This is a genomic window from Shinella sedimenti, assembly GCF_022601905.1.
Taxonomy (GTDB): domain Bacteria; phylum Pseudomonadota; class Alphaproteobacteria; order Rhizobiales; family Rhizobiaceae; genus Shinella; species Shinella sedimenti.
The window spans coordinates 461021-486907 of record NZ_JAKVIN010000002.1 but is presented as its reverse complement, the minus strand read 5'-3'; the positions used below and the strand labels follow the sequence as shown (position 1 = coordinate 486907).

At 62.9% G+C, this 25887-nt stretch carries 21 protein-coding genes; 8 read left to right on the top strand and 13 right to left on the bottom strand.

Annotation, left to right across the window (positions count from 1 at the left end; genetic code table 11):
- The first annotated feature begins 66 nt into the window (after positions 1-66).
- Positions 67-2067 carry a putative bifunctional diguanylate cyclase/phosphodiesterase gene (locus tag MKI86_RS06465; RefSeq protein ID WP_241598838.1) on the top strand — a complete coding sequence of 667 codons (2001 nt, stop codon included), beginning with the start codon at positions 67-69 and terminating at the stop codon, positions 2065-2067.
- 61 nt (positions 2068-2128) lie between these two features.
- On the opposite strand, the gene MKI86_RS06460 is transcribed toward MKI86_RS06465, so the two are convergent.
- Positions 2129-2701 (bottom strand): NAD(P)H-dependent oxidoreductase, encoded by a 573-nt coding sequence (locus MKI86_RS06460; RefSeq protein WP_241598836.1) that lies wholly within the window; start codon positions 2699-2701, stop codon positions 2129-2131.
- 88 nt (positions 2702-2789) lie between these two features.
- Here MKI86_RS06460 and MKI86_RS06455 point away from each other — a divergent pair, with 88 nt between their 5' ends.
- From MKI86_RS06455 to MKI86_RS06440, 4 genes are all read left to right on the top strand, one after another.
- Complete coding sequence (locus tag MKI86_RS06455) at positions 2790-3698, top strand: LysR family transcriptional regulator (RefSeq protein ID WP_241598834.1); 909 nt, start codon at positions 2790-2792, stop codon at positions 3696-3698.
- 89 nt (positions 3699-3787) lie between these two features.
- Positions 3788-6958 carry an excinuclease ABC subunit UvrB gene (uvrB, locus tag MKI86_RS06450; protein ID WP_241598832.1) on the top strand — a complete coding sequence of 1057 codons (3171 nt, stop codon included), beginning with the start codon at positions 3788-3790 and terminating at the stop codon, positions 6956-6958.
- A gap of 196 nt (positions 6959-7154) precedes the next feature.
- Complete coding sequence (locus MKI86_RS06445) at positions 7155-8174, top strand: hypothetical protein (RefSeq protein ID WP_241598830.1); 1020 nt, start codon at positions 7155-7157, stop codon at positions 8172-8174.
- 701 nt (positions 8175-8875) lie between these two features.
- On the top strand, positions 8876-9304 hold the full coding sequence (locus MKI86_RS06440; protein WP_241598828.1) for a hypothetical protein: 429 nt from the start codon (positions 8876-8878) through the stop codon (positions 9302-9304).
- A gap of 28 nt (positions 9305-9332) precedes the next feature.
- Here the strand turns inward: MKI86_RS06440 and MKI86_RS06435 are convergent, their stop codons facing one another.
- Complete coding sequence (locus MKI86_RS06435; RefSeq protein ID WP_134650074.1) at positions 9333-9920, bottom strand: J domain-containing protein; 588 nt, start codon at positions 9918-9920, stop codon at positions 9333-9335.
- Between the two features lie 123 nt (positions 9921-10043).
- Positions 10044-11120 carry a tRNA dihydrouridine(20/20a) synthase DusA gene (gene dusA / locus MKI86_RS06430; protein WP_241598826.1) on the bottom strand — a complete coding sequence of 359 codons (1077 nt, stop codon included), beginning with the start codon at positions 11118-11120 and terminating at the stop codon, positions 10044-10046.
- A 106-nt stretch (positions 11121-11226) separates the two neighbouring features.
- Between dusA and MKI86_RS06425 the strand changes: the two genes are divergently transcribed.
- Entirely contained in the window at positions 11227-11757 is a 531-nt protein-coding gene (locus MKI86_RS06425; protein WP_241598816.1) for a gamma carbonic anhydrase family protein, read from the top strand.
- Between the two features lie 34 nt (positions 11758-11791).
- Here MKI86_RS06425 and MKI86_RS06420 read toward each other — a convergent pair whose 3' ends face one another.
- From MKI86_RS06420 to MKI86_RS06410, 3 genes are read right to left on the bottom strand one after another with little or no spacing between them, the layout of a single operon-like run.
- Entirely contained in the window at positions 11792-12187 is a 396-nt protein-coding gene (locus tag MKI86_RS06420) for a Fur family transcriptional regulator (protein WP_241598814.1), read from the bottom strand.
- The gene (locus tag MKI86_RS06415) at positions 12184-13014 is read right to left on the bottom strand and encodes a metal ABC transporter permease (protein WP_241598805.1); all 831 of its coding nucleotides are present in this window, start codon (positions 13012-13014) and stop codon (positions 12184-12186) included. Before MKI86_RS06415 ends, MKI86_RS06420 begins: the two co-directional genes overlap by 4 nt.
- Entirely contained in the window at positions 13007-13942 is a 936-nt protein-coding gene (locus MKI86_RS06410; RefSeq protein WP_241598803.1) for an ATP-binding cassette domain-containing protein, read from the bottom strand. The genes MKI86_RS06415 and MKI86_RS06410 overlap by 8 nt, the downstream gene beginning before the upstream one ends.
- A 99-nt stretch (positions 13943-14041) precedes the next feature.
- Here MKI86_RS06410 and MKI86_RS06405 point away from each other — a divergent pair, with 99 nt between their 5' ends.
- Both MKI86_RS06405 and zigA read left to right on the top strand, forming a co-directional pair.
- Entirely contained in the window at positions 14042-15157 is a 1116-nt protein-coding gene (locus tag MKI86_RS06405) for a zinc ABC transporter substrate-binding protein (RefSeq protein WP_241598800.1), read from the top strand.
- Positions 15158-15367: 210 nt separating this feature from the next.
- Positions 15368-16573: a zinc metallochaperone GTPase ZigA gene (gene zigA / locus MKI86_RS06400; protein ID WP_241598790.1), complete on the top strand. Its 1206-nt coding sequence runs from the start codon at positions 15368-15370 to the stop codon at positions 16571-16573.
- A gap of 20 nt (positions 16574-16593) precedes the next feature.
- On the opposite strand, the gene MKI86_RS06395 is transcribed toward zigA, so the two are convergent.
- From MKI86_RS06395 to MKI86_RS06365, 7 genes are all read right to left on the bottom strand, one after another.
- Complete coding sequence (locus MKI86_RS06395; protein WP_241598780.1) at positions 16594-17727, bottom strand: Gfo/Idh/MocA family protein; 1134 nt, start codon at positions 17725-17727, stop codon at positions 16594-16596.
- An 11-nt stretch (positions 17728-17738) separates the two neighbouring features.
- A complete protein-coding gene (locus MKI86_RS06390; RefSeq protein WP_241598778.1) occupies positions 17739-18500 on the bottom strand; it encodes a sugar phosphate isomerase/epimerase family protein in 762 nt (253 codons plus the stop codon).
- 15 nt (positions 18501-18515) lie between these two features.
- Positions 18516-20975, bottom strand: coding sequence for a beta-mannosidase (locus tag MKI86_RS06385; protein WP_304950482.1), 2460 nt, complete (start codon positions 20973-20975; stop codon positions 18516-18518).
- 201 nt (positions 20976-21176) lie between these two features.
- The gene (locus MKI86_RS06380; protein WP_241598776.1) at positions 21177-22265 is read right to left on the bottom strand and encodes an ABC transporter ATP-binding protein; all 1089 of its coding nucleotides are present in this window, start codon (positions 22263-22265) and stop codon (positions 21177-21179) included.
- Positions 22266-22268: 3 nt separating this feature from the next.
- Complete coding sequence (locus MKI86_RS06375) at positions 22269-23168, bottom strand: carbohydrate ABC transporter permease (protein ID WP_241599289.1); 900 nt, start codon at positions 23166-23168, stop codon at positions 22269-22271.
- A gap of 31 nt (positions 23169-23199) precedes the next feature.
- Positions 23200-24102, bottom strand: a complete 903-nt coding sequence (locus tag MKI86_RS06370) for a carbohydrate ABC transporter permease (RefSeq protein ID WP_241598773.1) — start codon at positions 24100-24102, stop codon at positions 23200-23202.
- 171 nt (positions 24103-24273) lie between these two features.
- Positions 24274-25509 carry an ABC transporter substrate-binding protein gene (locus MKI86_RS06365; protein WP_241598771.1) on the bottom strand — a complete coding sequence of 412 codons (1236 nt, stop codon included), beginning with the start codon at positions 25507-25509 and terminating at the stop codon, positions 24274-24276.
- Positions 25510-25887 lie beyond the last annotated feature (378 nt).

The window sequence follows — 25887 nt, the reverse complement described above, 5'->3', positions numbered from 1 at the left end:
AGACAATCTTATGTGGCCAGCCGCACCATCGCGGCGCGACGAAGTGCCTGTGGGCCGGGACCGAGAATGACGCATGCGAGCCGGCCGACGCCGATCGACGAAGCCACAAAACACCAGATTCTGTCCGCACAGGCTATGTCCGTGCTGGACGGCATCGTCGTGACTCTGCCGGCCAGTTGCTTCATCGCCGTCACGATCGTTGCCGTCCTGTGGCTCGATGCGCCGAACACCAGCGTCCTCTACTGGCTTGCCGCGATCTTCGCCGTAAACCTCGCCCGCTATATCGCGGTGCGGATCATCCGGCGCAACAACATCGCGATCGAAAGGCCGAAGCGGGCGCTCGACATCCTGTCGCTCGGAGCGCTCGCAGGCGGGCTGACATGGGCCCTGACGCCTTTCCTGGGAACGGTGATCGGTAAAGGCGGGCTCAATCCCTATGTGGTCTTCATCATCTGCGGCATCTGCGCCGGTGCCATGATGCAGAGCGCGGCCTATAGCCGAACCACAATGGTGTTCGCCGTTCCGCCTGTCCTTGCGACCTTTGCCACACTTCTTGCGATCGGCACGCCCTCGTCGCTGGTCATCGCCGCCGACACGGCTTTGTTCGGCCTGGTGATGTTCCGCACAAGCCAGGTCAGCGAACGGGTGTTCATCCGCAGCCAGATGGACCGCCTGAATGCCATTGCGCTCGCCGCATCGCTGTCGGATGCCAATGCTGAAATCAAGCAGTCCAATCAGCAGCTTTCCTCTCTTGTGAACATGGACCCGCTGACGGGCCTCGCCAACCGCACACTCTTCAACAACCGGCTGCGCAAGGCATTCACCGATCTCCGTCCAACCGATACGCTCGCCCTGCTGACCATCGACCTCGACCGCTTCAAGGCGATCAACGATACGATGGGCCATGGCGTGGGCGATGCAGTCCTGACCGAAATCGCCAGTCGTCTGACCGGCCTGACCGGCGCGCAAGACATGGTGGCACGTCTGGGCGGTGACGAGTTCACCGTCATCATCGAAGGTCCGGGTGCCGAAGCGCGCGCACGCTTGATCGGCAAGGAGATCATCCGGCTTGCCGGTGAGCCCATCGTCATCGGGGAGCGTTCAGTCACCGTCGGCGCCAGCGCCGGCCTGGCACTCTATCCGACACACGGCGAGACCGCCGAGGCGCTCTTTGCCAGCGCCGACATCGCGCTTTACGCCGCCAAGGCCGGCGGTCGCCGCAAGCTCAGCCTTTTCAACCCGCTGCTGAAAGCCCGTATCGAACGCCAGCGTCTCATCGAGGCGACGCTGGCCGAAGCCCTCGAAAAACAGATGCTGAAGGTGTTCTTCCAGCCGCAGGTGGAACTGGACGGCGGCCGTGTGACGGGCTTCGAGGCCCTGTTGCGCTGGACCCATGCCGAACTCGGCGCGGTCAGTCCGCCGGATATCGTGCGTGCCGCGCAGGCCCTACACATGTCGACCGCTCTCACCGCCTATGTCGCGACACGTGCCGCCCGCCTGCTCCAGGCCCTGCCCGGTTATGGCCTGCCGGACGCCGCCGTGGCGATCAACGTTTCGCCCCGCGAATTTTCCGGCGACACGCTTTCGCGTCTCCTCATCGACATTGCGCAGCAGCACGACGTGCCGCCGTCGCGCATGGAGATCGAGATTACCGAGGAAGCGACGCTCGACACGCAGGCCGCCGGCGCTGAGCTTGCCCGGCTGGAAGCCGCCGGTTTTCGCCTCGCCGTCGATGATTTCGGCATGGGCCATTCCTCCCTCGCCTACATCGTCAGCCTGCACATCGACCGGCTGAAGATCGACCGCAGCTTCGTGCGCGGCATCGAAACGAGCCGGCAGAACCAGACCCTCATCTCCGCCCTCATCGGCATCGGCAAGGCGCTCTCCATCGACATCGTCGTGGAGGGCGTGGAAAACGCCGCAGAGGCGCGCATGCTGCAAACCCTCGGCTGCCGCCAGGCCCAGGGCTATCACTATGCCCGGCCGATGGATGCGGCTGACATTCCCGGCTGGCTCGCAGAGCACGCCGAACGGTTCGCCCACCAGCCGAGGACGGACGCAACCTGACAGCCATTGCCACCCGCCTCGATGCCGGACGGACGGCCGTGCCAGACCCTTACGCCATGGCTCAGCCCCAGGCTTCCGCGAGATAGCGGCGCTCGTCGTCCCTGCGCCATGTTTCGAGCAACGCTGCATAATCGCTGGCTGCACCGTGCAGCGCCAGATCGTCGAGCTTGTCTGCCCGGAACAGCAGGAACGGTGGCTGCCAATGCAGGCCGCAGCGATGGGCAGTCGCCTCGAGCGGACGCAGCAATTCATCCATGGTGAACCGGTTGGCGCCAGCAGGCGCATAGGCTTCCGGCACGTTCCCGGCCGTCGCCGCGACCAGCAGCGGCTTGCCCTCCAGCAGGCGGCCCTCGCTCTCATACGCCATGTAGAACATCCGCGTCAGCACCGCGTCCTGCCACGCCTTGAGCAACGGCGGCGTGGAATACCACTGGATTGGGAATTGCAGCACGATCCGGTCGGCGGCAAGCAGCCGGGCAACCTCCCGATCGGCGTCGATCCCGCCGTCCTTGCAGACCGCCTGCATATCGACCACCTCGACATGCGGCAAACGCGCCGCCGCGGTCGAAAGGGCCGCATTGGCACGCGACCGGTTGAGATCGGGGTGGAAGAGGAGGATCAAGGTCTTGCTCATGGCGTCGTCTCCTGTGTTGACAGGCAGACCATGCGGCAAGGCCGTAAATCATTCCAATGGATGATTTATATATGCTATTATTGATCTGATGAATTTAAGATCCGTAGACCTCAACCTCCTCGTCATCCTCGACGCCCTGCTGGACGAGGCCCATGTGTCGCGCGCGGCGGCCAGGCTGAACCTCTCGCAGTCGGCCACATCAAGCGCGCTCGACCGCTGCCGCCACCTCTTCGGCGACCCCCTGCTGGAACGCGGCAAAGGCGGTATGCGACTGACGGCGCGCGCCGAGGCGCTGCGCGATCCCCTGAAAAGCCTGCTCATCGGCATTGCCGCCGTGGTCGATGCGCCGGAGGAACCGTTGGCCGAGATCCGCCAGACCGTGCGTATCATCACCGCCGATCATCCCGGCATCCTCATTGCCAGCCCGCTGCACCGCGCGCTCGCCCGCTCCGCGCCCGGCATCGACCTCGTCATCCAGCCGTGGCAGAGCGCGCCGGCGGCGCTCGAATCCCTCGCCCGGGGCGCCGGTGACATCGCGATCTCGGTCTTCCCCGCCATAGACGAAACCGCCTTCCACTGCGAGACGCTGCTGCACGAGCACTATGTCGTGGCCATGCGGCGCGACCATCCGGCCGCCACCGACTTCACGCTGGAGCGCTGGCTCGCTTACCCGCATGTCCTGGTTTCCGGGCGCGGCGACACGCGCAGCGGCCTCGACGACCAGCTCGCCGCGCTGGGCCGGTCGCGCCGCATCGGCATCGTCGTGCCGAGCTTCCTGATGGTTCCGCCGTTGCTGGAGGACAGCGACCTCCTGGCGATGATGCCGGCCCATACGGTGCCCGCCGGCGCCGCCGGCCGCCTGCATATCGTCGCGCCGCCGCTGCCGGTGGAGGGCTTTCCGCTCCACCTCGCCTGGCACCGCCGCCGCGACAAGGACCGCGCCGTGCGGCACGTCGCGGATATCGTGCGCGACATCTTCGCCAGCCACCTGCGCTGACCCGCCGACACGGAAAACGGCGCAAATTCGTTTCCCTTTTGTACTCGCCGCCCCTTTCTTTTCGTGGTGACTCTCTCCATATTCCCCGCATGGCCAGAACCCCGAAAAAATCCCCGCCCTCGAACCCCGGTTTCGAGGAAGCCCCGCAGTCGCCTTTCGAGGGCGAACCCTTGTCCGGCAGCGTCTCCGACTGGGTGAAGCAGCTCGAGGCGGAAGCTGAGGCGTCGGGCGTCGAGAGCCGCCGCGAGGTCGCCTCGAAGGCCGGAAAACACCGCAAGACCGTGGAGAACGCCGCACGCCGCCACACGGAAAACGTCACCGCCAGCAAAACCTCCCGCGGCGTTTCCATCGGCGGCTCGTCCGATCCGAAGACCCGCGCCGCCGCCGGCCTCAACCCGGTGTCCGGCATGGATGTCTCGCTGGAGGACGCCGCGTCGCTCAATGCCGGCACGGCGGTCACCGCGACGGTGGAGGCACTGTCCGCACTCATCGAGAGCGGCAACCCGCTGTTCAAGGACGGCAAGCTGTGGACGCCGCACCGCCCGGCCCGGCCGGCGAAGTCCGAAGGCGGCATCCCGATCCGCATGATCAGCGAATACCAGCCGGCCGGCGACCAGCCGACGGCGATCCGCGATCTCGTGGAGGGCCTGTCCTCGGGCGAGCGCAGCCAGGTGCTGCTCGGCGTTACCGGCTCGGGCAAGACCTTCACCATGGCCAAGGTCATCGAGGAAACGCAGCGCCCCGCCGTCATCCTCGCGCCGAACAAGACGCTGGCCGCCCAGCTCTACAGCGAGTTCAAGAACTTCTTCCCGGAAAACGCGGTCGAGTACTTCGTCTCCTACTACGACTACTACCAGCCGGAAGCCTATGTGCCGCGCTCCGATACCTTCATCGAGAAGGAATCGTCGATCAACGAGCAGATCGACCGCATGCGCCACTCCGCCACCCGCTCGCTGCTGGAGCGCGACGATTGCATCATCGTCGCCTCGGTCTCCTGCATCTACGGTATCGGCTCGGTCGAGACCTACACCGCCATGACCTTCCAGATGGAGGTCGGCGAACGGCTCGACCAGCGCCAGCTGCTCGCCGACCTCGTCGCCCAGCAATACAAGCGCCGCGAGATGGACTTTCAGCGCGGCTCCTTCCGCGTGCGCGGCGACACGATCGAAATCTTCCCCGCCCACCTTGAGGATGCCGCCTGGCGCATCTCGATGTTCGGCGACGAGATCGACGCCATCACCGAATTCGACCCGCTGACCGGCCAGAAGACCGGCGACCTGAAATCGGTCAAGATCTACGCCAACAGCCACTATGTCACGCCGCGCCCCACGCTGAACGGCGCCATCAAGGCGATCCGCGAGGAGTTGAAGCTGCGCCTCGCCGAGCTGGAAAAGGCCGGCCGCCTCCTGGAGGCGCAGCGCCTGGAGCAGCGCACGCGCTACGATATCGAGATGCTGGAGGCCACCGGCTCCTGCGCCGGCATCGAGAACTATTCGCGCTATCTCACCGGCCGCCGGCCCGGCGAACCGCCGCCGACACTCTTCGAATACATCCCCGACAACGCGCTGATCTTCATCGACGAAAGCCATGTCACCATTCCGCAGATCGGCGGCATGTATCGCGGCGACTTCCGACGCAAGGCGACGCTGGCCGAATACGGCTTCCGCCTGCCCTCCTGCATGGACAACCGCCCGCTGCGCTTCGAGGAGTGGGACGCCATGCGCCCCGACACGATCGCCGTGTCGGCCACGCCCGGCAACTGGGAGATGGAGCAGTCCGGCGGTGTCTTCGCCGAGCAGGTCATCCGCCCGACCGGCCTGATCGACCCGCCCGTCGAGGTGCGCCCGGCCAAAAGCCAGGTGGACGACGTGCTGGGCGAAATCCGCGAGACCAGCCAGGCCGGCTACCGCACGCTCGTCACCGTGCTCACCAAGCGCATGGCCGAAGACCTCACCGAATACCTGCACGAACAGGGTGTTCGCGTGCGCTACATGCACTCGGACATCGACACGCTGGAGCGCATCGAGATCATCCGCGACCTGCGGCTTGGCGCCTTCGACGTGCTCGTCGGCATCAACCTGCTGCGCGAGGGCCTGGACATTCCCGAATGCGGCTTCGTCGCCATCCTCGATGCCGACAAGGAAGGCTTTTTGCGCTCGGAAACGTCCCTGGTGCAGACCATCGGGCGTGCCGCGCGAAACGTCGACGGCAAGGTCATCCTCTATGCCGACCAGATCACCGGCTCCATGCAGCGCGCCATGGACGAGACGACCCGCCGCCGCGAAAAGCAGGTCGCCTATAACGAGGCGCACGGCATCACCCCGGAATCCGTGAAGGCCAGGATTTCCGACATCCTCGACTCGGTCTACGAGCGCGATCACGTCCGCGCCGATATCTCCGGCGTGGCCGGCAAGGGCTTCGCGGACGGCGGCAACCTCGTCGGCAACAACCTCCAGGCCCACCTCAACGCGCTGGAAAAAGCCATGCGCGACGCCGCCGCCGATCTCGACTTCGAAAAGGCCGCCCGCCTGCGCGACGAGATCAAGCGCCTCAAGGCCGCCGAACTCGCCGTCATGGACGACCCGATGGCGCGCGAAGAAGCAAAAAGTCAGGAAGGTAGCAGCGGTAAGCCAAAGGGCCCGGCAAAGACACAAGGCGGCGACGGGAAGAAAACCGGCGCCGGCCGTGGGTCGATCTCCCCCCTTGTGGGGGGTGAGGAGCGGTCCGCGCAGCGGAGCAATCGATCCAGTGAATCGATTGCAGCGACGAACGCCGGCAGGACAGAGGGGGGGACCTCCGGCACCACCTCTCCTCCGTCATCCCCGGGCTCGACCCGAGGATCCACAGCGGCGGACGCAGACACCTCGCAATCCCTCTTCCAGAAACCCTCGCTCGACGACATGGGCCCGGGCACCGACATCGAACGCCCCCTCTTCCGCAAGCCGAACCTGGAAGAGATGGGCCGCGACGTCGCCACGCCATCAGGCAAATCCCTGTTCCGCAAGAACAGCCTCGACGAAATGACCGTCGGCCGCACCGAAAAACCCGTCACCGGCGACCTGCCCCAACGCCCGCCGGAAACGCTCTCCACCAAGAAACGCCACTCCCCCCTGCTGGAAGGCCAACCCGAACGCGCCACCGGCGCCGACGACGCGAAGCCGGTGCGACGAGGGAAGATCGGCGTCGGAAGCTATGAGGATCCGGCGGAGGCGAAGCGTAAGGGGCGGACGAAGGGGAAAACGGGGCGGCCTGGGCGATGATAAAATATATTGCAAAAATTAGACCGCTTTATCATTATAATTGTATATGACAGAAATAGGTTCGCTCGTGGTCAAAAAAATATACACATTTGGCATTGGCTGCTTTCACTTCCAAAGCACAAAAGATGTTAAACACGACGGACCAAACTCTGAGTATTTCGCAAATCTAAGGAGTTTTCTGACTCAAGACAGCTCTGTGAAGAATGTTTCATTTAGTGGATTTGATTACAATAGATTCATTAATCTGTTCCCAGGAACTAAGCCCGCGGAAAAAATCGAAGAAACATCTATGATGACTGTGTTTCCTTATTTTTCGCAAGGAAAAATAAGGATCGAACTATCAATACCATTCAGGCTTCAAGATAAATATTGTGGAATGTTCCGAGAGAAACTGAAGTCAGAGAACGTTACATTAGTAATAAATTACAATAATCATTTGCCGTGCACTTTTGTATACACTGAAGACCTGGAAGATAGGCCTTCTACCGCTGTTATGATTGTTTGGAAACACTTTAAAAACGTCCTCAAAAAAAGTAATGACATTAAGTTTACCATGCTTGGCCCCTCGCCATTCCATGCTGAATTCTACGTCAACTCAGCTCCCGATGCGGAATTTCATCTGGAATATAAAAAAGAGAGCGGCTACGATAGAGTAAATATTCTTGTTGACGAGAAAAAAGAGATTGAAAGGTCGAGAGATTTTATTGAGTACACCCTCCGTGAAGAGGCTGGTCTATTCTATGAAGTAGTGAAGAAAAGAAACGAAACAAACCAAAAAACGACTGAACTGTACTCAAAAATTGAAAAACTTTCAAAAGAAAACGAAGGAGCTATCAGCAAAATAAAGAATTTCATTAAATTTGAAAGATTAAATACATACGATTGCCTTATAGAGCTTGAGAAAAATCAGTTAAGCATCGATGAATTTAGGATGAACTTCTCAGAAGATATAGAAATAATAGAATTAAGGACGGGAAAATCGCATCTACTGCACAAAATAAATCAAGAAGTAGACAAGATAACAAAAACACCATTGATATCTTTTAAGAATATCCTATCGACGATAAAAGATAGACATAATTTAACGTCCACCAATAGGGCAGTTATAACTTCAACAATAGTCGGAGTTCTGTGCGGATACGCAATGACAAGCCTACCGGCAATATTCGCGACAATTGCAAAAATTATAGATAGCGTTCTTCAAAGAATGCCCTAAGCAGAGGGTTAACACACATATTTTTCCCCACCCTCTCCACCCATGCGACAATCCCATCATCCCGCCGCGGATACACCGCAAGGCGTTGCGGCGAGGCGGGGTCGGCGCTTGGGGTGTGGGACGGACGTAAGCCTGCATCTTGAGGGTCCGCGGAAAATGGTCTCCCTCCGGCGACACGGGGGAAGCGGCGGAGCGTCGGACCGGCTCCCCCGTTTCAGCCCCGGACGGCGCGTCGGGCGTGCCTGTGCGGCACACAAGGGGAGCGGGGCCGGAGGGTGCGTCGGCATCGTCCGCCGGAGTGATGTCTTGCCGGGAAAGGCGGTAACGCCTTTCCGCCCGGACGGTGCTCGAAGGTGAGCCCTGTCAGGCGCGAAAAACCCCGGTGGGGCCCGCCCCGGAAACCGACGGCAAGCGCCGCCGGACCCGTTCCTTGCAGAGAGACCGGAGTCGCGGGCAAAAACCGCCGAACGGGGCGCTGAAAGGTGCCATTTTTACTATCTGATGCGGCAGCTTTCAGCGCCCCGTCCGATACCGATGCCCCACAACCCGGCGTGATCTCACGCGCGGCGATGCGGGCGGCTGCCTGCCCTTCGGGATGCACCGCCGGCCGTCTCGCCCGCCGGTTGCGGCCCTGTTCCGCCCGGCCGGTCGCGGCCCGACGCCGCGCAGCCCGCGCCCTCCCACTATCGACAGGAGCCTCCATGTCCGACCGCAGCAACCTTCCCCCGCTATCGCCCTTCCTGCTCGCCCGCATTGCCGAAATGCTGGCGCTGCCCTGGCGCGCCTGCCGCCAGCGCAACTGCCGTCGCCGCGGGCGGTGCTGCTGGGTCGCGCGCGACACGAAGCAGCCCTTTTGTCTGCGCAACCTCGATGCCGGACAGCGCGCGCAGTTCGACGCTGTGGCGGAGGAGGTGCGCGACATCGTCGATTACAGCTGGTTTTTCAGCCGGCTCACCTTCGCCTCGTCCTATCGCGACACGCGCGCGCTTCAGGATGCCGGCATGGCGGTGGCGCGCACGGTGAAATCCGGCGCGGCGCTGCGGGAGTTCCGGGCCTTTGAAGCCATGCGCGCGGCGCGGCCGCCGGCCGAATATGACGGCGAGGAACCGCCGCTGCCGGAGGGCTGGTAGGGGTTGCGGATGAAGGCGGCGGCGTGGCCTATTCGGCCGCCTCGCCCTTCACGTCGAGCGCGGCGGTGTCGAGGGCGGCGGCCAGTTCGTAGGAATAGCCTTCCAGCATCGTATAGGCCTGCTCGATCGCCTGGATCTGCCCCTCGGCATTGCGGATGGCCTCGGTGATCGACTGCGAGCGGGCGCGCAGCATGGAGCCGAGGAAATCCGTGCCGCCCTTGCGACCGAGGCGGTCGATATGCTGGCGCACCCGGTTGCGGTGGCGTTCGAGCTCCAGGATGTGGAAGCGGCTCTTGACGATGTCGTCGGAGAGTTTTCGGCGCATCGCCGCCAGTGGATCGAAGCTGCCCGGCTCGCGCTCGTCGAGGATGACGTCGTTGACCAACGGTTCCAGCAGCATCAGGCCCTTGAGGTCGCGCGGGTCGGCGAGCTGCGGGTCGAAGCCGGTGTCGTCGAAGACCTTGCGGCGCACCGGGTCGCGCAGCAGGTCGTAGCAGGCCTGCAGGCGGGCGAACTGGTCGGCATCGCCGCCCGAATCGGGATGCATGCCCTTGGCGGCCTTGCGGTAGGCGGCCTTGACCGCGTTGTCGTCTGCATCGCGCTCCAGTCCGAGCATGGCGTAGGGATCGATCACGCGGGCACCTGTTCGTCTCTCATTGCGTCGTCGGTTCTTTTACGCCGTTTTCCGACCCCGAGGGGACGAAATTGTGGTCATGCCTGGGCCGATGCACAGAAAGCGCTACTCCGCCGCATCCTGCGCGGCGCCGCGTGCCGACAGCACCGCCGCGAAGGCATCGGCGATCACCTGCGGCCCCGCCCCCGGCTTCGTGGCGTCCGTGGACAGGATCTGCCGGTAGCGGCGCACACCCGGAAAGCCCTGGAACAGGCCGACCATATGCCGCGTGACATGCGCCACCCGCCCGCCGCGCGCGATCACGTCGCCGGCATAGGCCACCATCGCATCGCGCACCGCCTCCCAGTCGTCGCCGGACAGGTCCTGCGGACCGGAGAACGCACCGGATGGCAGGGCTTCGGACAGGGGATGCGGGAAGAATTTGTCCACGCCCGTCAGAACGCCGCTATCCTGGTATGCAGCCCTCCCGAGCATGACACCATCCAGCCCATCCATCTCGCCCACGGCCTGACTCAAAGTCTGAAGCCCACCGTTGAGACCGATGAAAAGGTTCGGGTTTTCGGCTTTCAGCCGATGCACGAGGCCGTAGTCGAGCGGCGGAATGTCGCGGTTCTCCTTCGGCGACAGGCCCTGCAACCAGGCCTTGCGCGCATGGACCCAGACGGCGTCCGTGCCGGCGGCCTTCACGCGTGACACGAGGTCGCGCAGCGCCACCTCGGGGTCCTGGTCGTCGACGCCGATGCGGCACTTCACCGTGACCGGGATCGACACCGCCGCCCGCATTGCCGCCACGCAATCGGCCACCAGATCCGGCTCGCGCATCAGGCAGGCGCCGAAGGTGCCGGATTGCACCCGATCCGAGGGACAGCCGACATTGAGGTTGATCTCGGCATAGCCGAAGCCCTCACCGATCCGTGCAGCCTCCGCAAGCTTGTCCGGGCTGTTGCCGCCGAGCTGCAATGCCACAGGATGTTCGATCGCGTCGAAGCCGAGCAGCCGCTCGCGATTGCCGCGCAGGATGGCGTCAGCAACGATCATTTCCGTGAACAGCAACGCGTTGCGGGTGAGCTGGCGCGCGAACACGCGAAAATGCCGGTCACTCCAGTCGATCATCGGCGCGGTGGCGAAAATCTTCGTCCCCGTCTCCACGGCCCGGCTGTAGAATGTCGCTCTGTTCGTCATGGCCGGGCTCATACTCCATATGATCAGCAAAAACCACCCTCGCCCTTTCGCCCAACCGCCGGGCCGGTGCTAGACTGCATCAGGAATCAGACCGCCGGAGGAAACCATGCCGCTTTACGCCCTCGACGACCGCGCGCCCACACTCCCCGCCGACGACCGCTACTGGGTGGCACCGGATGCCAATGTCATCGGCAAGGTCATCCTTGGCGAGGATGTCGGCATCTGGTTCGGAGCCACGTTGCGCGGCGATAACGAGCCGATCATCGTCGGCGCCCGCTCGAACATTCAGGAAGGTGTGGTGGTGCATACCGATCCGGGCAAGCCCGTCATCATCGGCGAGGGCTGCACCATCGGCCACGGCGCCATCATCCACGGCTGCACTATCGGGAACAATTCGCTGGTCGGCATGGGCGCCACGGTGCTGAACGGCGCCGTCATCGGCAACAATTGCCTCATCGGCGCGAATGCACTGGTGACGGAAGGCAAGGTCTTTCCGGACAATTCCCTCATCGTCGGCGCGCCCGCCAAGGCCGTGCGCACGCTGGACGACGCTGCCGTTGCCGGCCTCAAGCTTTCAGCGGAAAGCTATGTCCAGAACTGGAAGCGCTTCAAGAAGGGGCTAAAGCGGATCGACTGATCCCTCCCGGCCTGCACAGATCCACCTCCTAACCCTAAGCACACCCCGCACAGGTGCCGCGAATTTCGATGGTCGTCTTGCCGGTCTTGAAGTTGCGGTCCTTGGCAAAGGCTTTCAGCCGGTCCTCGATCACATGGTCGTGGAACTCCGTCACCTTGCCGCAAGTCTCGCAGATGGTGAAGGCGGTGATGCCGTGGTTGTGACAGCCCTCGTTCGGATGGGCGCAGGCCACGAAGGCGTTGATGCTCTCCAGCCGGTGCACGAGGCCGAACTCCAGAAGCTTGTCCAGCGCGCGATAGACCTGAAGCGGCGCGCGAAACCCGTTGTCGCGCAGCTTGTCGAGGATCGTGTAGGCGCTGAGCGGGCTGTCGGAATGCGACAGCACGTCGAAGACGAGGCCCTGGTTCTTCGTCAATTGCTGCGTGGTCATGCCTGACCTCCCTGGTTTGCCGCCGAATGTTCCACGACGCTCGTCCTCGGTTTCGTGATGAGGCTTAGAATGAACAGGCCAAGCGCTGCAACCACGATGGAGGGGCCGGAGGGCGTGTCGAACTTCAGCGATCCGAACAATCCGCCGACAACGGCCAACGCCCCGATCAGCGAGGCGAGCACCGCCATGATCTCCGGGCTGGTGGAAAAGCGCCGCGCCGTTGCCGCGGGGATGATGAGAAGCGAGGTGATCAGCAGGATGCCGACGATCTTCATGGCGATGGCGATGACGAGCGCCATCAGTAGCATAAAGGCAAGGCGCGTCTTCTCCGGCTGCATGCCTTCGGCCTCGGCCAGTTCAGGGTTGACCGTCGATGCGATCAGCGGCCGCCACATCCAAACGATGGCGAAAACGACGAGAATGCCGCCACCCCACACGAGGTCCACATCGGCGCGCGATACGGCAAGGATGTCGCCGAACAGGAAGCCGACGAGATCGATGCGCACCCAGGTCATGAAGGACACCATGACCAGGCCGATGGCCAGCGTCGCGTGGGAGAGGATGCCGAGCAGCGCATCCGTCGAGAGCGTGCCGCGCTTCTGGAGCAGCAGAAGGAGGAGCGAGACGGTCGCCGCGACGATGAAGACGCTGATGAGTAGGTTGAAGTTCATCAGCAGCGACAGGGCGACGCCGAGCAATGCCGAATGGGCCATCGTGTCGCCGAAATACGCCATGCGCCGCCAGACCACGAAACAGCCGAGCGACCCGGCGGTGAGCGCAAGGCCGACGCCGGCGACGAGCGCGCGCATGAAGAAATCGTCAAGCATCGCGCTTCTCCTGCTGTCCGTTACTGTCAGGCGCCGCGCCGTGATCATGGCCGCAGCCGCAATCGGGCCCGTGCGTATGCACGATGCGCATCGGCCCGGCGCGGCCGGTGGGCACGACCGGCGTATGATGGCCGTCATTCGGGCGGCAATCGTCGGTAATCGAGCCGTCGGCGTGCAGCACGCGGCCATCGGGCAGGTGCGTGTGGTCGTGATCGTGATTGTAGAAGGCCAGCGTCTGCCCGGCGCGCGCGCCAAAAAGGCGCTGGTATTCCGCGCTCTGGCTCACCACTTCCGGCGTACCGCGACAACAGACATGGCCGTTGAGGCAGATGACGGTGTCGGTCTCGGCCATCACCACATGCAGGTCGTGGGAGATGAGCAGGATCCCGCAGCCGGTGGTGTTGCGGATCGTCTTGATGAGATCGTAAAGCGCGATCTCGCCGGAAAAATCCACCCCCTGAACCGGCTCGTCGAGCACAAGAAGATCGGGCTTGCGGGCAATGGCGCGGGCCAGCAACGCGCGCTGGAACTCCCCACCGGAGAGATGCTGCACCTCCGCGCGGGCGAGATGACGGATGCCGGTCGCCTCAAGCGCCGCCTCGATCTCCGCGCCCTTCAACGTCGAGGTCAGCGTCATCAGCCGTTCCACCGTCAGCGGCATGGTCCAGTCGATGGAAAGCTTCTGCGGCACATAGCCGACCTTGAGGCCAGCCTTGCGCTCCACCCTGCCCTCGTCGGCCTTCAGAACGCCGATGGCTGCCTTGGCGGTGGTGGACTTGCCCGAGCCGTTCGGGCCGATCAGCGTGACGATCTCGCCAGGCGCAATCGAGAATTCCACGCCACGCACGAGCCAGCGGCCCTGACGGCGCACGCCGACGCCGGCAAGCGACACGAGCGGCGAAGCGTTCCTGGTTGGGGTCTGCAGCATCATTTTTTCCAAAAGCCTGTTGCGTCAGCATATGGCACACGTTATAGCATAACGCAATTGATGTAATAACATTACATTCACATTCAAGCGGAGTATCCCATGCAAAAGGCCGTTCGCGCCCTCCTCCTCTCCACCGCTCTTCTCGTTGCCGGCGCCGGTGCCGCGCGGGCCGAGACACCCGATGTCGTCGTGTCGATCAAGCCGATCCATTCGCTGGTCGCCGCCATCATGCAGGGTGTTGGCGAACCGGGCCTTATCGTGGAGGGCGCTGCCTCGCCGCACACCTATTCCCTGAAGCCGTCCAATGCGGCCGCCCTCCAGAACGCCGATGTGGTCTTCTGGGTCGGCCACGGCCTGGAAGCCTTCCTCGAAAAGCCGCTGAAATCACTGGGCGGCAAGGCCACCGTGGTGGAACTGGACGACGCGCCCGGCCTTGAAAAACTGCCTTTCCGCGAAGGCGGCCCTTTCGAGGCGCATACACATGAAGGCGAAGGCCATGACCATGCGCATGAGGGCCACGCGCATGAGGGCGAGGAAGGTCACGCCCATGACCATGAAAAGGAAGGCCACGATCACGGCAAGGAAGCGCATGCCCATGGCGAAGAGGCGCACAACCACGACCATGGCAAGGAGCCCGAAGGCCACGATCATGCCCATGGCGAGGAAGCTGCGCATGAGGGCCATGAACACGGCGAATTCGACATGCATCTGTGGCTGAGCCCGCAGAACGCCCGCGCCATCGCGGCCGAGGCCGCCAAGGTTCTCGCCGAGAAGGACCCGGCCAATGCCGAGACCTACAAGAAGAACCTCGCCGGCCTGGAAGCAAAGCTCGATGCGCTCGACAAGGAGGTCGCCGAGACCGTGGCGCCCGTAAAGGATAAGCCCTTCATCGTTTTCCACGACGCCTACCAGTATTTCGAACATCACTACGGCATGCACGCCGCCGGCTCCATCACCGTCAGCCCGGAAACCCTGCCCGGTGCGGAACGCCTGACGCAGATCCGCGACAAGGTGAAGACGCTGGGCGCGACCTGCGTCTTCGCCGAGCCGCAGTTCGAGCCGAAGCTGGTCAATGTGGTGATCGAGGGCACGCCTGCGAAATCCGGGGTTCTCGACCCGGAGGCCGCCACGCTGGAGCCCGGTCCGGACCTCTATTTCACCCTGATGAAGAGCATCGCCACGTCGCTGCGCGATTGCCTCGGACAGGCCAGCTGAGGCGCGCTTGCCGCCCGTAAAAGGATAGGTCTCCGGCTCCGGCGCGAGCGCAACGCTCGCTTCATCCTCCACGTCATCAAGAGCATGGCGTGGAGACTAAGGTGGGGCCTATCGGGTCCGGCAGTCTCCTTCGTCGACAACGCCGTGGCGGGATCATCCCGCCATTTTTTAGCACTGCGAATGTAATACTATAACATAAAGGCAAATCGCATGGACAACCGCCTCCCCGTTACCGTCCTCTCCGGTTTCCTCGGCGCCGGCAAGACGACGCTTATGAACCACGTGCTCAACAACCGCAGCGGCCTGCGCGTCGCCGTCATCGTCAACGACATGAGCGAGGTGAACATCGACGCTGTACTCATCCGCGATGGCGGGGCGGACCTGTCACGCACCGGCGAGCAACTCGTGGAAATGACGAACGGCTGCATCTGTTGCACGCTGCGCGACGACCTCCTCAAGGAAGTGCGCCGTCTCGCCGACATGAGGCGCTTCGACTATCTGCTGATCGAATCAAGCGGCATTTCCGAACCGCTCCCGGTCGCCACCACCTTCGACTTTCGCGACGAGGACGGCTGGAGCCTGTCGGATGTCGCCCGCCTCGACACGATGGTCACGGTGGTCGATGCGGCAAACCTCCTCAAGGATTACGGCTCGCAGGATTTCCTGGCCGAACGCGGCGAAACGGCTGGCGAAGAGGACAACCGGACGCTGGTGGAACTGCTGGTCGAGCAGATCGAATTCGCCGACGTGGTCGTGCTCAACAAGACGGGTGCGGCGAGCCCCGGCGACCTGCTCGCCGCCCGCCAGATTATCGGCGGCCTGAACAGCGCGGCCCGCGTGATCGAGACCGATTTCGGCAGGGTCGAGCTGGGAGACATCCTCGGCACCGAGCTGTTCGACTTCCAGAAGGCCAGCGAGCATCCGCTGTGGTTCAAGGAACTGCACGGCTTCAAGGACCACGTTCCCGAAACGGAGGAATACGGCATCCGCTCCTTCGTCTATCGGGCAAAGAGGCCTTTTCATCCCGCCCGCTTCAAGGCTTTCCTCGACGAGAGCTGGCCGGGCGTCATCCGCGCCAAGGGCTTCTTCTGGCTCGCCACGCGGCCGCATCATGTCGGCGAGATGAGCCAGGCGGGCGCTCTGGTGCGGAGCGGCCGGCTTGGCCTGTGGTGGGCCTCGGTTCCCCCGCAGCACTGGCCGCAGGACGAAGCGGCGCGCGAGGCCATCGCCCGCTATTCGGATCCCGTCTGGGGCGACCGGCGGCAGGAGCTCGTCTTCATCGGTGCGGACCCGATGGACGAGCATGACATCCGCCGCCGGCTCGACGCCTGCCTCGTCGCCGAAGAGACGTTCGAACCGGCGCGCTGGGCAAACCTGCCCGACCCCTTCCCGCTCTGGATGCGCCAGGCGGGGTGAGCGAATGAGGTCGCGCGGTGCTAGCGAAGCAGCGCGCGCGCCTCCTCGATGCCGAAGGCTTGCGGTTGGGTGCAGGTCGTGACGATATCGACCGCCCGGCCCTCCTCCGCAGAGCGCAGGATCGCCGTCAGCACGTCGATCGTGTGCAGCGAGCGGTCGAGCGAGCAGCGATAGTCGCGGCCCGTCGTCACGGCGTCCATCATGTCGGCAAGGCCGATGCCGCGGTAATTGGCCTGCCGGCCCCACTCGAACTGATAGTTTTCGGCCGTCAGGGGATGATCCCAGACGTCGACCACCTTCGGCTCCTTGTCGTTGCCGGCGACTTCGACGGTGCCGCCGAAGAAATTCGGGTCCGGCACGAAGACCGCGCCGTCCGTGCCGTAGAGCTCCATGTTTTGGTGGCGATGCGCCCACACGTCCCAGCTCGCCATCAGCGCGACCTGCGCGCCGCTGACGAATTCCAAGATAGCATGGATGTTCGTCAGCACCGCGACCGGCAAAGCTTCGCCGAGCCGCGGGCCATTGGCGATGATGCGTTCCTCGCGCGCCCGGTTGCCGAGGGCTACGACGCGCTTCACGGGCCCGACCAGGTTGACGAGGTTGTTGACGTAATACGGACCCATGTCGAGGATCGGTCCACCGCCCGGCGCGAAGAAGAAATCAGGGTTCGGATGCCAGCTCTCCATGCCCGGCCCCAGCACATGCGCCGTGCCGGACATGATCTTGCCCACCCTGCCGCTGTCGATGAGGTGGCGCACGAACTGGTGCGATCCGCCGAGATAGGTATCCGGCGCCGAGCCGACCTTGAGGCCCCTGGCATCGGCGATGCGGCGCAGGTCCTCGCCCTGTTCGAGCGACAGCACGAAGGGCTTTTCCGAATAGACATGCTTGCCCGCCTCAAGCGCCTGTTTCGACACCGGGTAATGCGCCTCGGGGATGGTAAGGTTCACGACCACATCGACGTCAGGGTTTGCCAGCAGTGCGGCGATCTCCTGCGCCGGCACACCGAATTCCTCCGACCGTGCTTTCGAGGCCAAGGGATTGATATCGGCGCAGGCGACGAGCTTCAGGTTCCTGAAGGTCGGGATCAGCTTGAAATAGGCGCCCGAGATATTGCCGCAGCCGATGATGCCGACTCCGTATTCCTTGCTCATGATATCAGTCCTCAGAATGTCTTGACGGTCGCAATCGAGCGGGTGGCAAGCCGGGTGATATCGCTCGGATTGTCATGCTCGATGATGAAATGTTTGGCCGGCGTGCCGGCGAGCGCCTTGGCGAGATCGGCCCACGGCACCGTGCCATGCCCGACATCCGCCCAGCCGTCCTCGTCGGCGTTCTCGCCCTTAGGCGCGATGTCCTTGACATGGACGGTGGTGATGCGGCTGCCGTATTTCTGGATCCAGGCGAAAGGGTCGGCCCCGCCCCGAATGATCCAGGCGATATCCGCCTCCCAGGTCAGGTCAGGGCCGCCCGTGAAGAGATGGTCCAGCGGCACGGTCCCGTCTGGCAGAGTGAAGAACTCGAAGTCGTGATTATGCCAGCCGAACACGAGGCCCACCTCGCGGATCGGTGCTCCGGCCTTCTGCAGCCGCTCGCCGAGCGCATGCCAGCCCGCAGCGTCGGACGGACGATGCTCCGGCAGAAGATAGGGGCAGTAGACCGCCGTAATGCCGAGCGTACGGCAGATATCGAGCACGCGATCCGGATCTGCCTCCAGCATGTCGAGGCTGAAATGGGCAGTCGGCATGGTGAGGCCATTTCTGTCGAGATCGGCCTTCAGCTGCTGGATCGCGGCGTCGTCGAGCGTCTCATAAAGGGCGCTGTAGCCTTCGACTTCGCGATACCCGGCATCGGCCAGGATGCGGAACACTTCGGCGAAGGGTTGGAAGTTGCGGGCGCTGTATAGCTGGAAGCTGACGGTCTGCATGACGGTTTCCTTGGTTCAGTCTTGATGGGTCTGGCACGAGTGAAGGTCGAGCCAGTGGAATGTCGGATCAACGCCGCGCTCGGACGGCGTGAAGATGAGTGTCTTTGAGGCGCCTGCGGTGAGGTCGAACGCATTGTCCGACCAGCGACCGGGAACGTCGGCATCGAGCATGACGTGCAGGGCAAGGCCGCGCGCCGTAGCGGTCACGGCGAAACGGCCGTCGTCGCGCGGCGTGACGTCGAGAGTCAGGCCGGAGGCCTGGAGGTCGAGCGCCTTGTAAGTGCCGGAGACATGGTGCCCTTCGCCTGCCATGCCGTTCGAGGCCTTGAAGGACCAGAAAAGCAGCGCGTCCTCGGGGAGATCGGCGGAAAAGACGGAAAACAGCATTTCCGCCCTGTCCGGCCCGCAGGCGCCCTCGATGCTGCGATAAGGTCTGCGCTCGCCGGACAGCGAGACAAGCCAGGTGTCGAGCGTCACGGTAACGGGTTCGGCCGTATCGTTGACCACCGAGAAACCGATCGTCTGGCCATCCTTCGACGGAATGGCGGCAATGGCCACGGGCTGAAAGAAGCGGCGCACCATGTAGTGCATGGCCTTCCAGCTCCCGCCGTAGTCAAGGCTCGACCAGGAGGCGACCGGCCAGGTATCATTGAGCTGCCAGTAGAGCGTGCCCATGCAATGGGGTTTCAGCGAACGCCAATATTCAACGGCGGTGCGGATGGCGAGGCCCTGCTGGATCTGACTGAGATAGACGAAGCTCGCGAAATCCTTCGGGAAGCGGAAGTAGCGGAACATCGTGCCCGCGATGCGCTCGTTGCCGCCGGCGTTCTTCTGGTGGCTCTCCATCACGGGCGACGCGATGTTCATGTCCTTGGGGTCCGCGAAGGTCCGCATGACCGGCATGGAGGTGTAGGACTGGAAACCGAATTCCGAGCAGAAGCGCGGATGCACGGTGCGGTAATTGTCGAAGGACTTGTTCTCGTGCCAGACGGACCAGTAGTGCATGTCGCCGGCGCCATCGGCATGCCAGGCGTCGGCGAAATCGAGATAGCCCGACGTCGGGCTCGACGGCCACCAGATCGCGCCGGGTGCCGCCCTCTTCATCGCCACCTCGATGGTGCGGTTCAGGCGATCGTAGGAGACCAGATAACGGTCGCGATCCCGACGGCTTTCCTCGAACCAGGTGAGCGCGCCCACCAGTTCGTTGTCGCCACACCACAGCACGATGGACGGATGCGAGGCGAGCCTCTTGACCTGGTAGTCCACCTCCGCCGTGACATTGTCGAGGAAATCGACGGTCGAGGGATAGAGGTTGCAAGCGAACATGAAGTCCTGCCAGACCATCAGGCCAAGCTCGTCGCAGAGATCGTAGAACCAGTCCGGCTCGTAGAAGCCGCCGCCCCAGACGCGCAGCATGTTCATATTGGCATCGACCGCCGATTGCAGAAGGTCGCGCACGGCGACCGGGTTGATGCGCGACGGCAGCGCGTCGGCAGGGATCCAGTTCGCCCCGCGGCAGAAGATTTCGCGGCCATTGACCTTCAGTGCAAAACGGCTGCCCGCCTCGTCCTTGTCCGTGATCAGCTCCACCCGCCGCAGGCCGATGCGGCGCACGACCGTCTCGGTGGGCGTCTCCACGCGCACCGCATAGATCGCCTGCTCGCCATGACCGGCCGGCCACCAGAGCGCTGGCTTGTCGATGCTGAACATGTGGGTGAGCTGGGTTTCGCCGGCGACGATGCCGATATCGAGCCGAACGCGCTCCTCGCCGAGCGCGAAATGCACCGGCAGGATGCCCGGCTCTTCAGCGTGGAAGGTTGCGGTGACATAGAGATCGACAGCACCATCGGCATGATGGAACTGGCGCGTCGTGACATGCTCTATGCGCGCCACCTCAAGCCGGCGCAGCACGAAGTCGCCATAGATGCCGAGCGGGTCAATGGCGATGTTCCAGTCCCAGCCGAAATGGCACTGCGGCTTGCGCAGCATGTTGCCGTTCGCAATGGGCGAATTGTCGGTCGACCACGGGATGAAGAACGGCTGTTCCGCCTGCCGCCGCGCGCCGGCCGCGATGCTGGAATGGATCAGCACCTTCAGCGTGTTTTCACCTGCCTTCAGCGCCTCAGTCACGACCGGCCGATATCGACGGAAGCAATTGTCGGTATCGAGCACCAGAACGCCGTTGAGATAGACCGACGCCACCGTGTCGATGCTGCCGATGTCGAGATACCAGTCGCCCTCCAGCATTTCCGGCGAAAGATCGAACGTCCGCTCGATCGCCCAGTCCTTCTCGGCCACCCATCGAACGTCACGCTCGTTGCGGCCGGCATAGGGATCGGGAATGAGGCCGGCGGCGATGAGCGCGCTGTGCACGTCGCCCGGCACGCGCATGGGTGCGGTGTGCACGGCGTCGGTGCTGGTGGCGGTCCAGGTGCCGGAAAGGTCGATGGACATGATGTCGGGTGCTTGGGTCATTGGTGCGTCTCTGAACTCGTACGGGAGCTACCCCCCTCTGCCCTGCCGGGCATCTCCCCAACACGGAGGGAGATTGGACGCGGCGCGGTTTCGCTCATCTCCAACGCCAACGCTGGAGCAAGGTTTTCGCTTCCTGCCGATCTCTCCCCTAGGGGGAGATGCCCGGCAGAGCAGAGGGGGTTAGCCGCACTCTTGGGCATGTTAAATCCGCTCCTCCGTCGCCGCATCGAACAGCGAGGCCAGCCCCATGTCGAACGAGAGCGACACGGCCGTACCGGGCCGGAAGCGCCTGTTCCCGGCGACGCGGACGGCGAGTGTGTGGCCGGCATGTTTGAGCCACAGCAGGTTGTCGGCGCCCATCGGCTCCTCGATATCGACGCTCGCCTGATGCACCTCCGCGCCGGTGGCATCCTCGTCGACCTTCACATGTTCCGGTCGCACGCCCAGAACGACCTTGCGCCCGGCCTCAAGCGGTTCGCCGGCGGCATAGCCGTCAAGCGAGAACTCGACGCCGTTCGCGATGAAGACAGGCTTGCCGCCCTTCACCACGATCTCGCCGCGCAGAAAGTTCATCGAGGGCGAGCCGATGAAGCCGGCGACGAACATGTTGCGCGGCGCATTGTAGATCGTGTTGGGATCGGCAAGCTGCTGGATGACGCCGCTCTTCATGATGGCAATCCGGTCGGCGAGCGTCAGCGCTTCGATCTGGTCGTGGGTGACGTAGATCATCGTGTTCTTCAGCGACTGGTGCAGCCGCTTGATTTCCACACGCAGTTCGGACCGGAGCTTGGCATCGAGGTTGGAGAGCGGCTCGTCGAACAGGAAGACATCGACATCGCGCACCAAAGCCCGGCCGATGGCGACGCGCTGCCGCTGGCCGCCGGACAGTTCCGAGGGCTTGCGCTTGAGCAGCGGCCCGATCTGCAGGATTTCGGAAGCGCGGGCGACGCGCTTGTCGATCTCGGCCCTCGACATCCGGGCGACCTGCAGGCCGAAGGAAAGGTTCTTCTCCACCGTCATCTGCGGATAGAGCGCATAGGACTGGAAGACCATGCCGATGCCGCGGTCCTTCGGCTCCTCCCAGGTGACGTTCTTGTCCTTGATGAAGATCTGCCCGCCAGTGGGCTCGAGCAGGCCGGCGATGCAGTTGAGCAGGGTCGACTTGCCGCAACCCGACGAACCGAGCAGCACGAGAAACTCGCCCTCCCCGATATCCAGATTGAGGTTTTCCAGCACGTTGACCGCGCCGAAGCTCAAAGAAAGGTCCTTGATGGAGACGGATTTCTGCATGGCTTAACCCTTGACTGCGCCGGCGGCGATGCCGCGGACGAAGAGCCGTCCCGACACGAAGTAGACGATGAGCGGAACCGCGCCGGTGAGCAGTGTCGCCGCCATGTTGACGTTGTATTCCTTCACCCCCTGGACGGAGTTGACGATGTTGTTGAGCTGCACGGTCATCGGGTAATATTCCGGCCGCGTGAACACGACGCCAAACAGGAAGTCGTTCCAGATGCCGGTGATCTGCAGGATCATCGCCACGACGAAGATTGGCAGCGACATCGGCAGCATGATGCGGAAATAGATCTGCCAGAACCCCGCTCCGTCGATGCGCGCCGCCTTGAACAGCTCCTCCGGCAGGGACGAGAAATAGTTGCGGAAGAGCAGCGTGAGGATCGGCATGCCGAAGATCGTGTGCACGATGATGAGGCCGGTCAGCGTCCCGTAGATGCCCATTTCCCGGAGCACGATGACGATCGGATAGATCATCACCTGATAGGGAATGAAGGCGCCGATGATGAGGATGGTGAAGAACAGGTCCGCACCCTTGAACTTCCAGTTGGCCAGCGCATAGCCGTTGACCGAGGCGACGAGGATCGAGATCAGCGTCGAGGGCACGGTGATGCGCACCGAATTCCAGAAGCCGCGCGACAGGCCATCGCAGTTGAGACCTGTGCAGGCGGTGGCCCAAGCCTTGGCCCAAGGCTCGAAGGTCACTTCCACCGGCGGCGAGAAGATGTTGCCGAGGCGGATTTCCGGCATGCCCTTCATGGAAGTCACGACCATCACATAGAGCGGCAGCAGGTAGTAGAGCGCCGCCACGAGAAGCGTGCCGTAGAGCATGATGTTGCGACCGGAAAGCGTGCGGCGGGGCTTCCTGCCCCACGGCTCGCCCGGCGTTCCGGCGGTGGCGATGCGCGCCGCGCCGGGCTTGAGGGAGACGGTCTCAGCCACGCTTGCGTCCTCCGAATTCGAGATAGGCCCACGGGATGATGATGATCGCGACCGTGATGAGCATCATGGTGGAGGCGGCGAAGCCCTGGCCAAGATTCTGGGCCTGGAACATGTAGTCGTAAACGTATTTCGCCGGCACTTCCGAGGCGATGCCCGGGCCGCCGCTCGTCTGCGCGACAACGAGGTCATAGACCTTGACGATGCCGCTCGCGATGATGACCAGCGTCGTGATGAAGACCGGGCGCATCATGGGAATGACGATGAATAGATAGGTCTTCCACATGGGGATGCCGTCGACGCGCGCGGCCTTCCAGATATCCTCGTCGATGCCGCGCAGGCCGGCCAGCAGCAGGCACATGACGAGCCCCGTGCCCTGCCACAGCCCGGCAATCAGCACGCCGTAGATGACGATATCGGCATTGTAGAGCGGATCGAACGTGAAGCTTGTCCAGCCAAGCGAACGCACTACCGACTGCACGCCGAATTCCGGGTTCAGGATCCACTGCCAGACGAGGCCCGTCACGATGAAGGACAGCGCGAAAGGGTAGAGAAAGATCGTACGAAAGGTGTTTTCGAAGCGGATCTTCTGGTCCATCAGCGCCGCCAGAAGGAAGCCCATCACCAAGCTGAAGACCAGCGTGAAAAAGCCGTAGATCGCCAGGTTCTGGATCGAGACGATCCAGCGCGGCGCATCCCACAGGCGCTCGTACTGGTCCAGCCCGACGAATTTGGCGCGTGGCAGGAGCTTGGAATTGGTGAACGAATAGACGACCGTCCAGATCGTGCCGCCGAGAAAAATGACGACGGCGGTCAGCATCATGGGAATGGATGCAATCTTCGAACTGAGATTGCGCAGCAGTTTACTGGGGCGACCGGTGTGTGCCTGGCCCGTCATGGGTCACTCCTCCTTGGTCTCGATCATACGGGCGGGCGCAAGCGCCCGCCTTTGCGCACCGCAAAGCCCCGTCACCCACTCTTTCGTTATCCTCAGGACAGCCCCGAGCATGGCGGCAAAGAGGTTGCGGGCTTTGCTGACGGCCGGCGACAAGCACCGGCCGTCCGCTGATCATTCCGCCGAGGCGATGATGTCGGCAAAACGTTTCTGGGCGTCTTCCGGTGTCATCGAGGGGTTGGCGAAGAATTCGGAGAAGAGGTCTTCCTTCTGCTTCTGGCTGTCGGCCGAGAGCATCTGGTCCGGCGCCTCGATCACGTTGCCCTTGGCGAGGATGTCGAGACCCTTCTTCATGCAGTCGTTGGCGGCGGCGAGATCGACATCGCCTCGCACCGGCAGCGAGCCTTTCTTCAGGTTGAAGGCGACCTGCGTCGCGGGCGCCAGCAACGTCGATGCCAGCACTTCCTGCGCCTTCGACTTTTCCTCATCCTTCAGCAGCGGGAAATAGAAGGCGTCACCGCTGGTCGAGATGATATCGTTCACGCCGAGGCCCGGAAGGCAGGTATAGTCCTTGCCGGCCACCTGTCCCGCAAGCGCGAACTCGCCCTGCGCCCAGTCGCCCATGATCTGGCCGCCGGCCTTGCCGGTGATGACCATGTTCGTGGCCTGGTTCCAGTCCTGTACATTCGTGCCCTTGGACATGCGGCGAGCATCGTCCGCGGCCTTGAAGACCCTGGCAATGTCAGGACCGCCGGCGACTTCGGCATCGCGGTCCTTGAAGACCTTGTAGAACGTGTCCTTGCCGGCAATGGCGACCATCAGCACATCGAAAGCGCCAGCGGCCTGCCAGGGCTGACCGCCAACGGCGAGCGGCACGATACCGGCCTTTTCGAGCGCCGGAGCGGCCGCGACAAACTCGTCCCAGTTCTTGGGAACCGCCACACCCGCCTTTTCGAAGGCCGCGTTGGACAACCACAGCCACTGCCAGGAATGGATGTTGACAGGCGCGCAATAGATCTTGCCGTCGAACGTGCAGCTGTCGAGCAGGCTTGCGGGCTTGATGATCTCCTTCCAGTTTTCCCTGGTCGCGACATCGGTGAGGTCGCGCATCAGGCCGGCCTCGACCAGTTCCTCGGCCTGGCGGCCGTGGTTGAACTGCGTGGCACCCATGGGGTCGCCGCCGGTGATGCGGCTGATCATGATCGGTCGCGCCGTTCCGCCGGCGCCGGCAATTGCGCCGTCCACCCACTTGTTGCCCGTCGCATCGAATGCCTTTGCAAATTCGGCGACCGCCGCGGCCTCCCCGCCGGACGTCCACCAATGGGTCACTTCCAGATCGGTCGCATTGGCTGCGGCGAACGGCAGGACCACGGTCACCGCCAATGCAGCGGCCATCGAACGAATTTTCATGAGTTTCCTCCCTCACTGAAACGTTGCAGTAAAAAAGTAGACGAACAGATTGGAATACGCAACCAGCAAGCGCAGCAAATGCGTGTTTTCCTCAAGAGACAGACTTCGGGAGACATGAAGAGAGCGCCGAGATTCGACGAAAATCAGTATCATCCGGATATTAAAGTATTAATTTTAAACGATATTATAGAGACTTCGGATGGAAGCAGTTTCCCTCTCTCGCGTCCCGGTGTCCTGCGACCTCGCACCCCGGAGACAGCCACGGAAGCATCGAGAAAAACCGTCTATGGAAATTTAAGCTCGACAAACAAACTATATCGTTACAGTTTCAGAGGCATTCCTCGAGCCCATGTGGCAGTGTCGGGCATAATATGTATA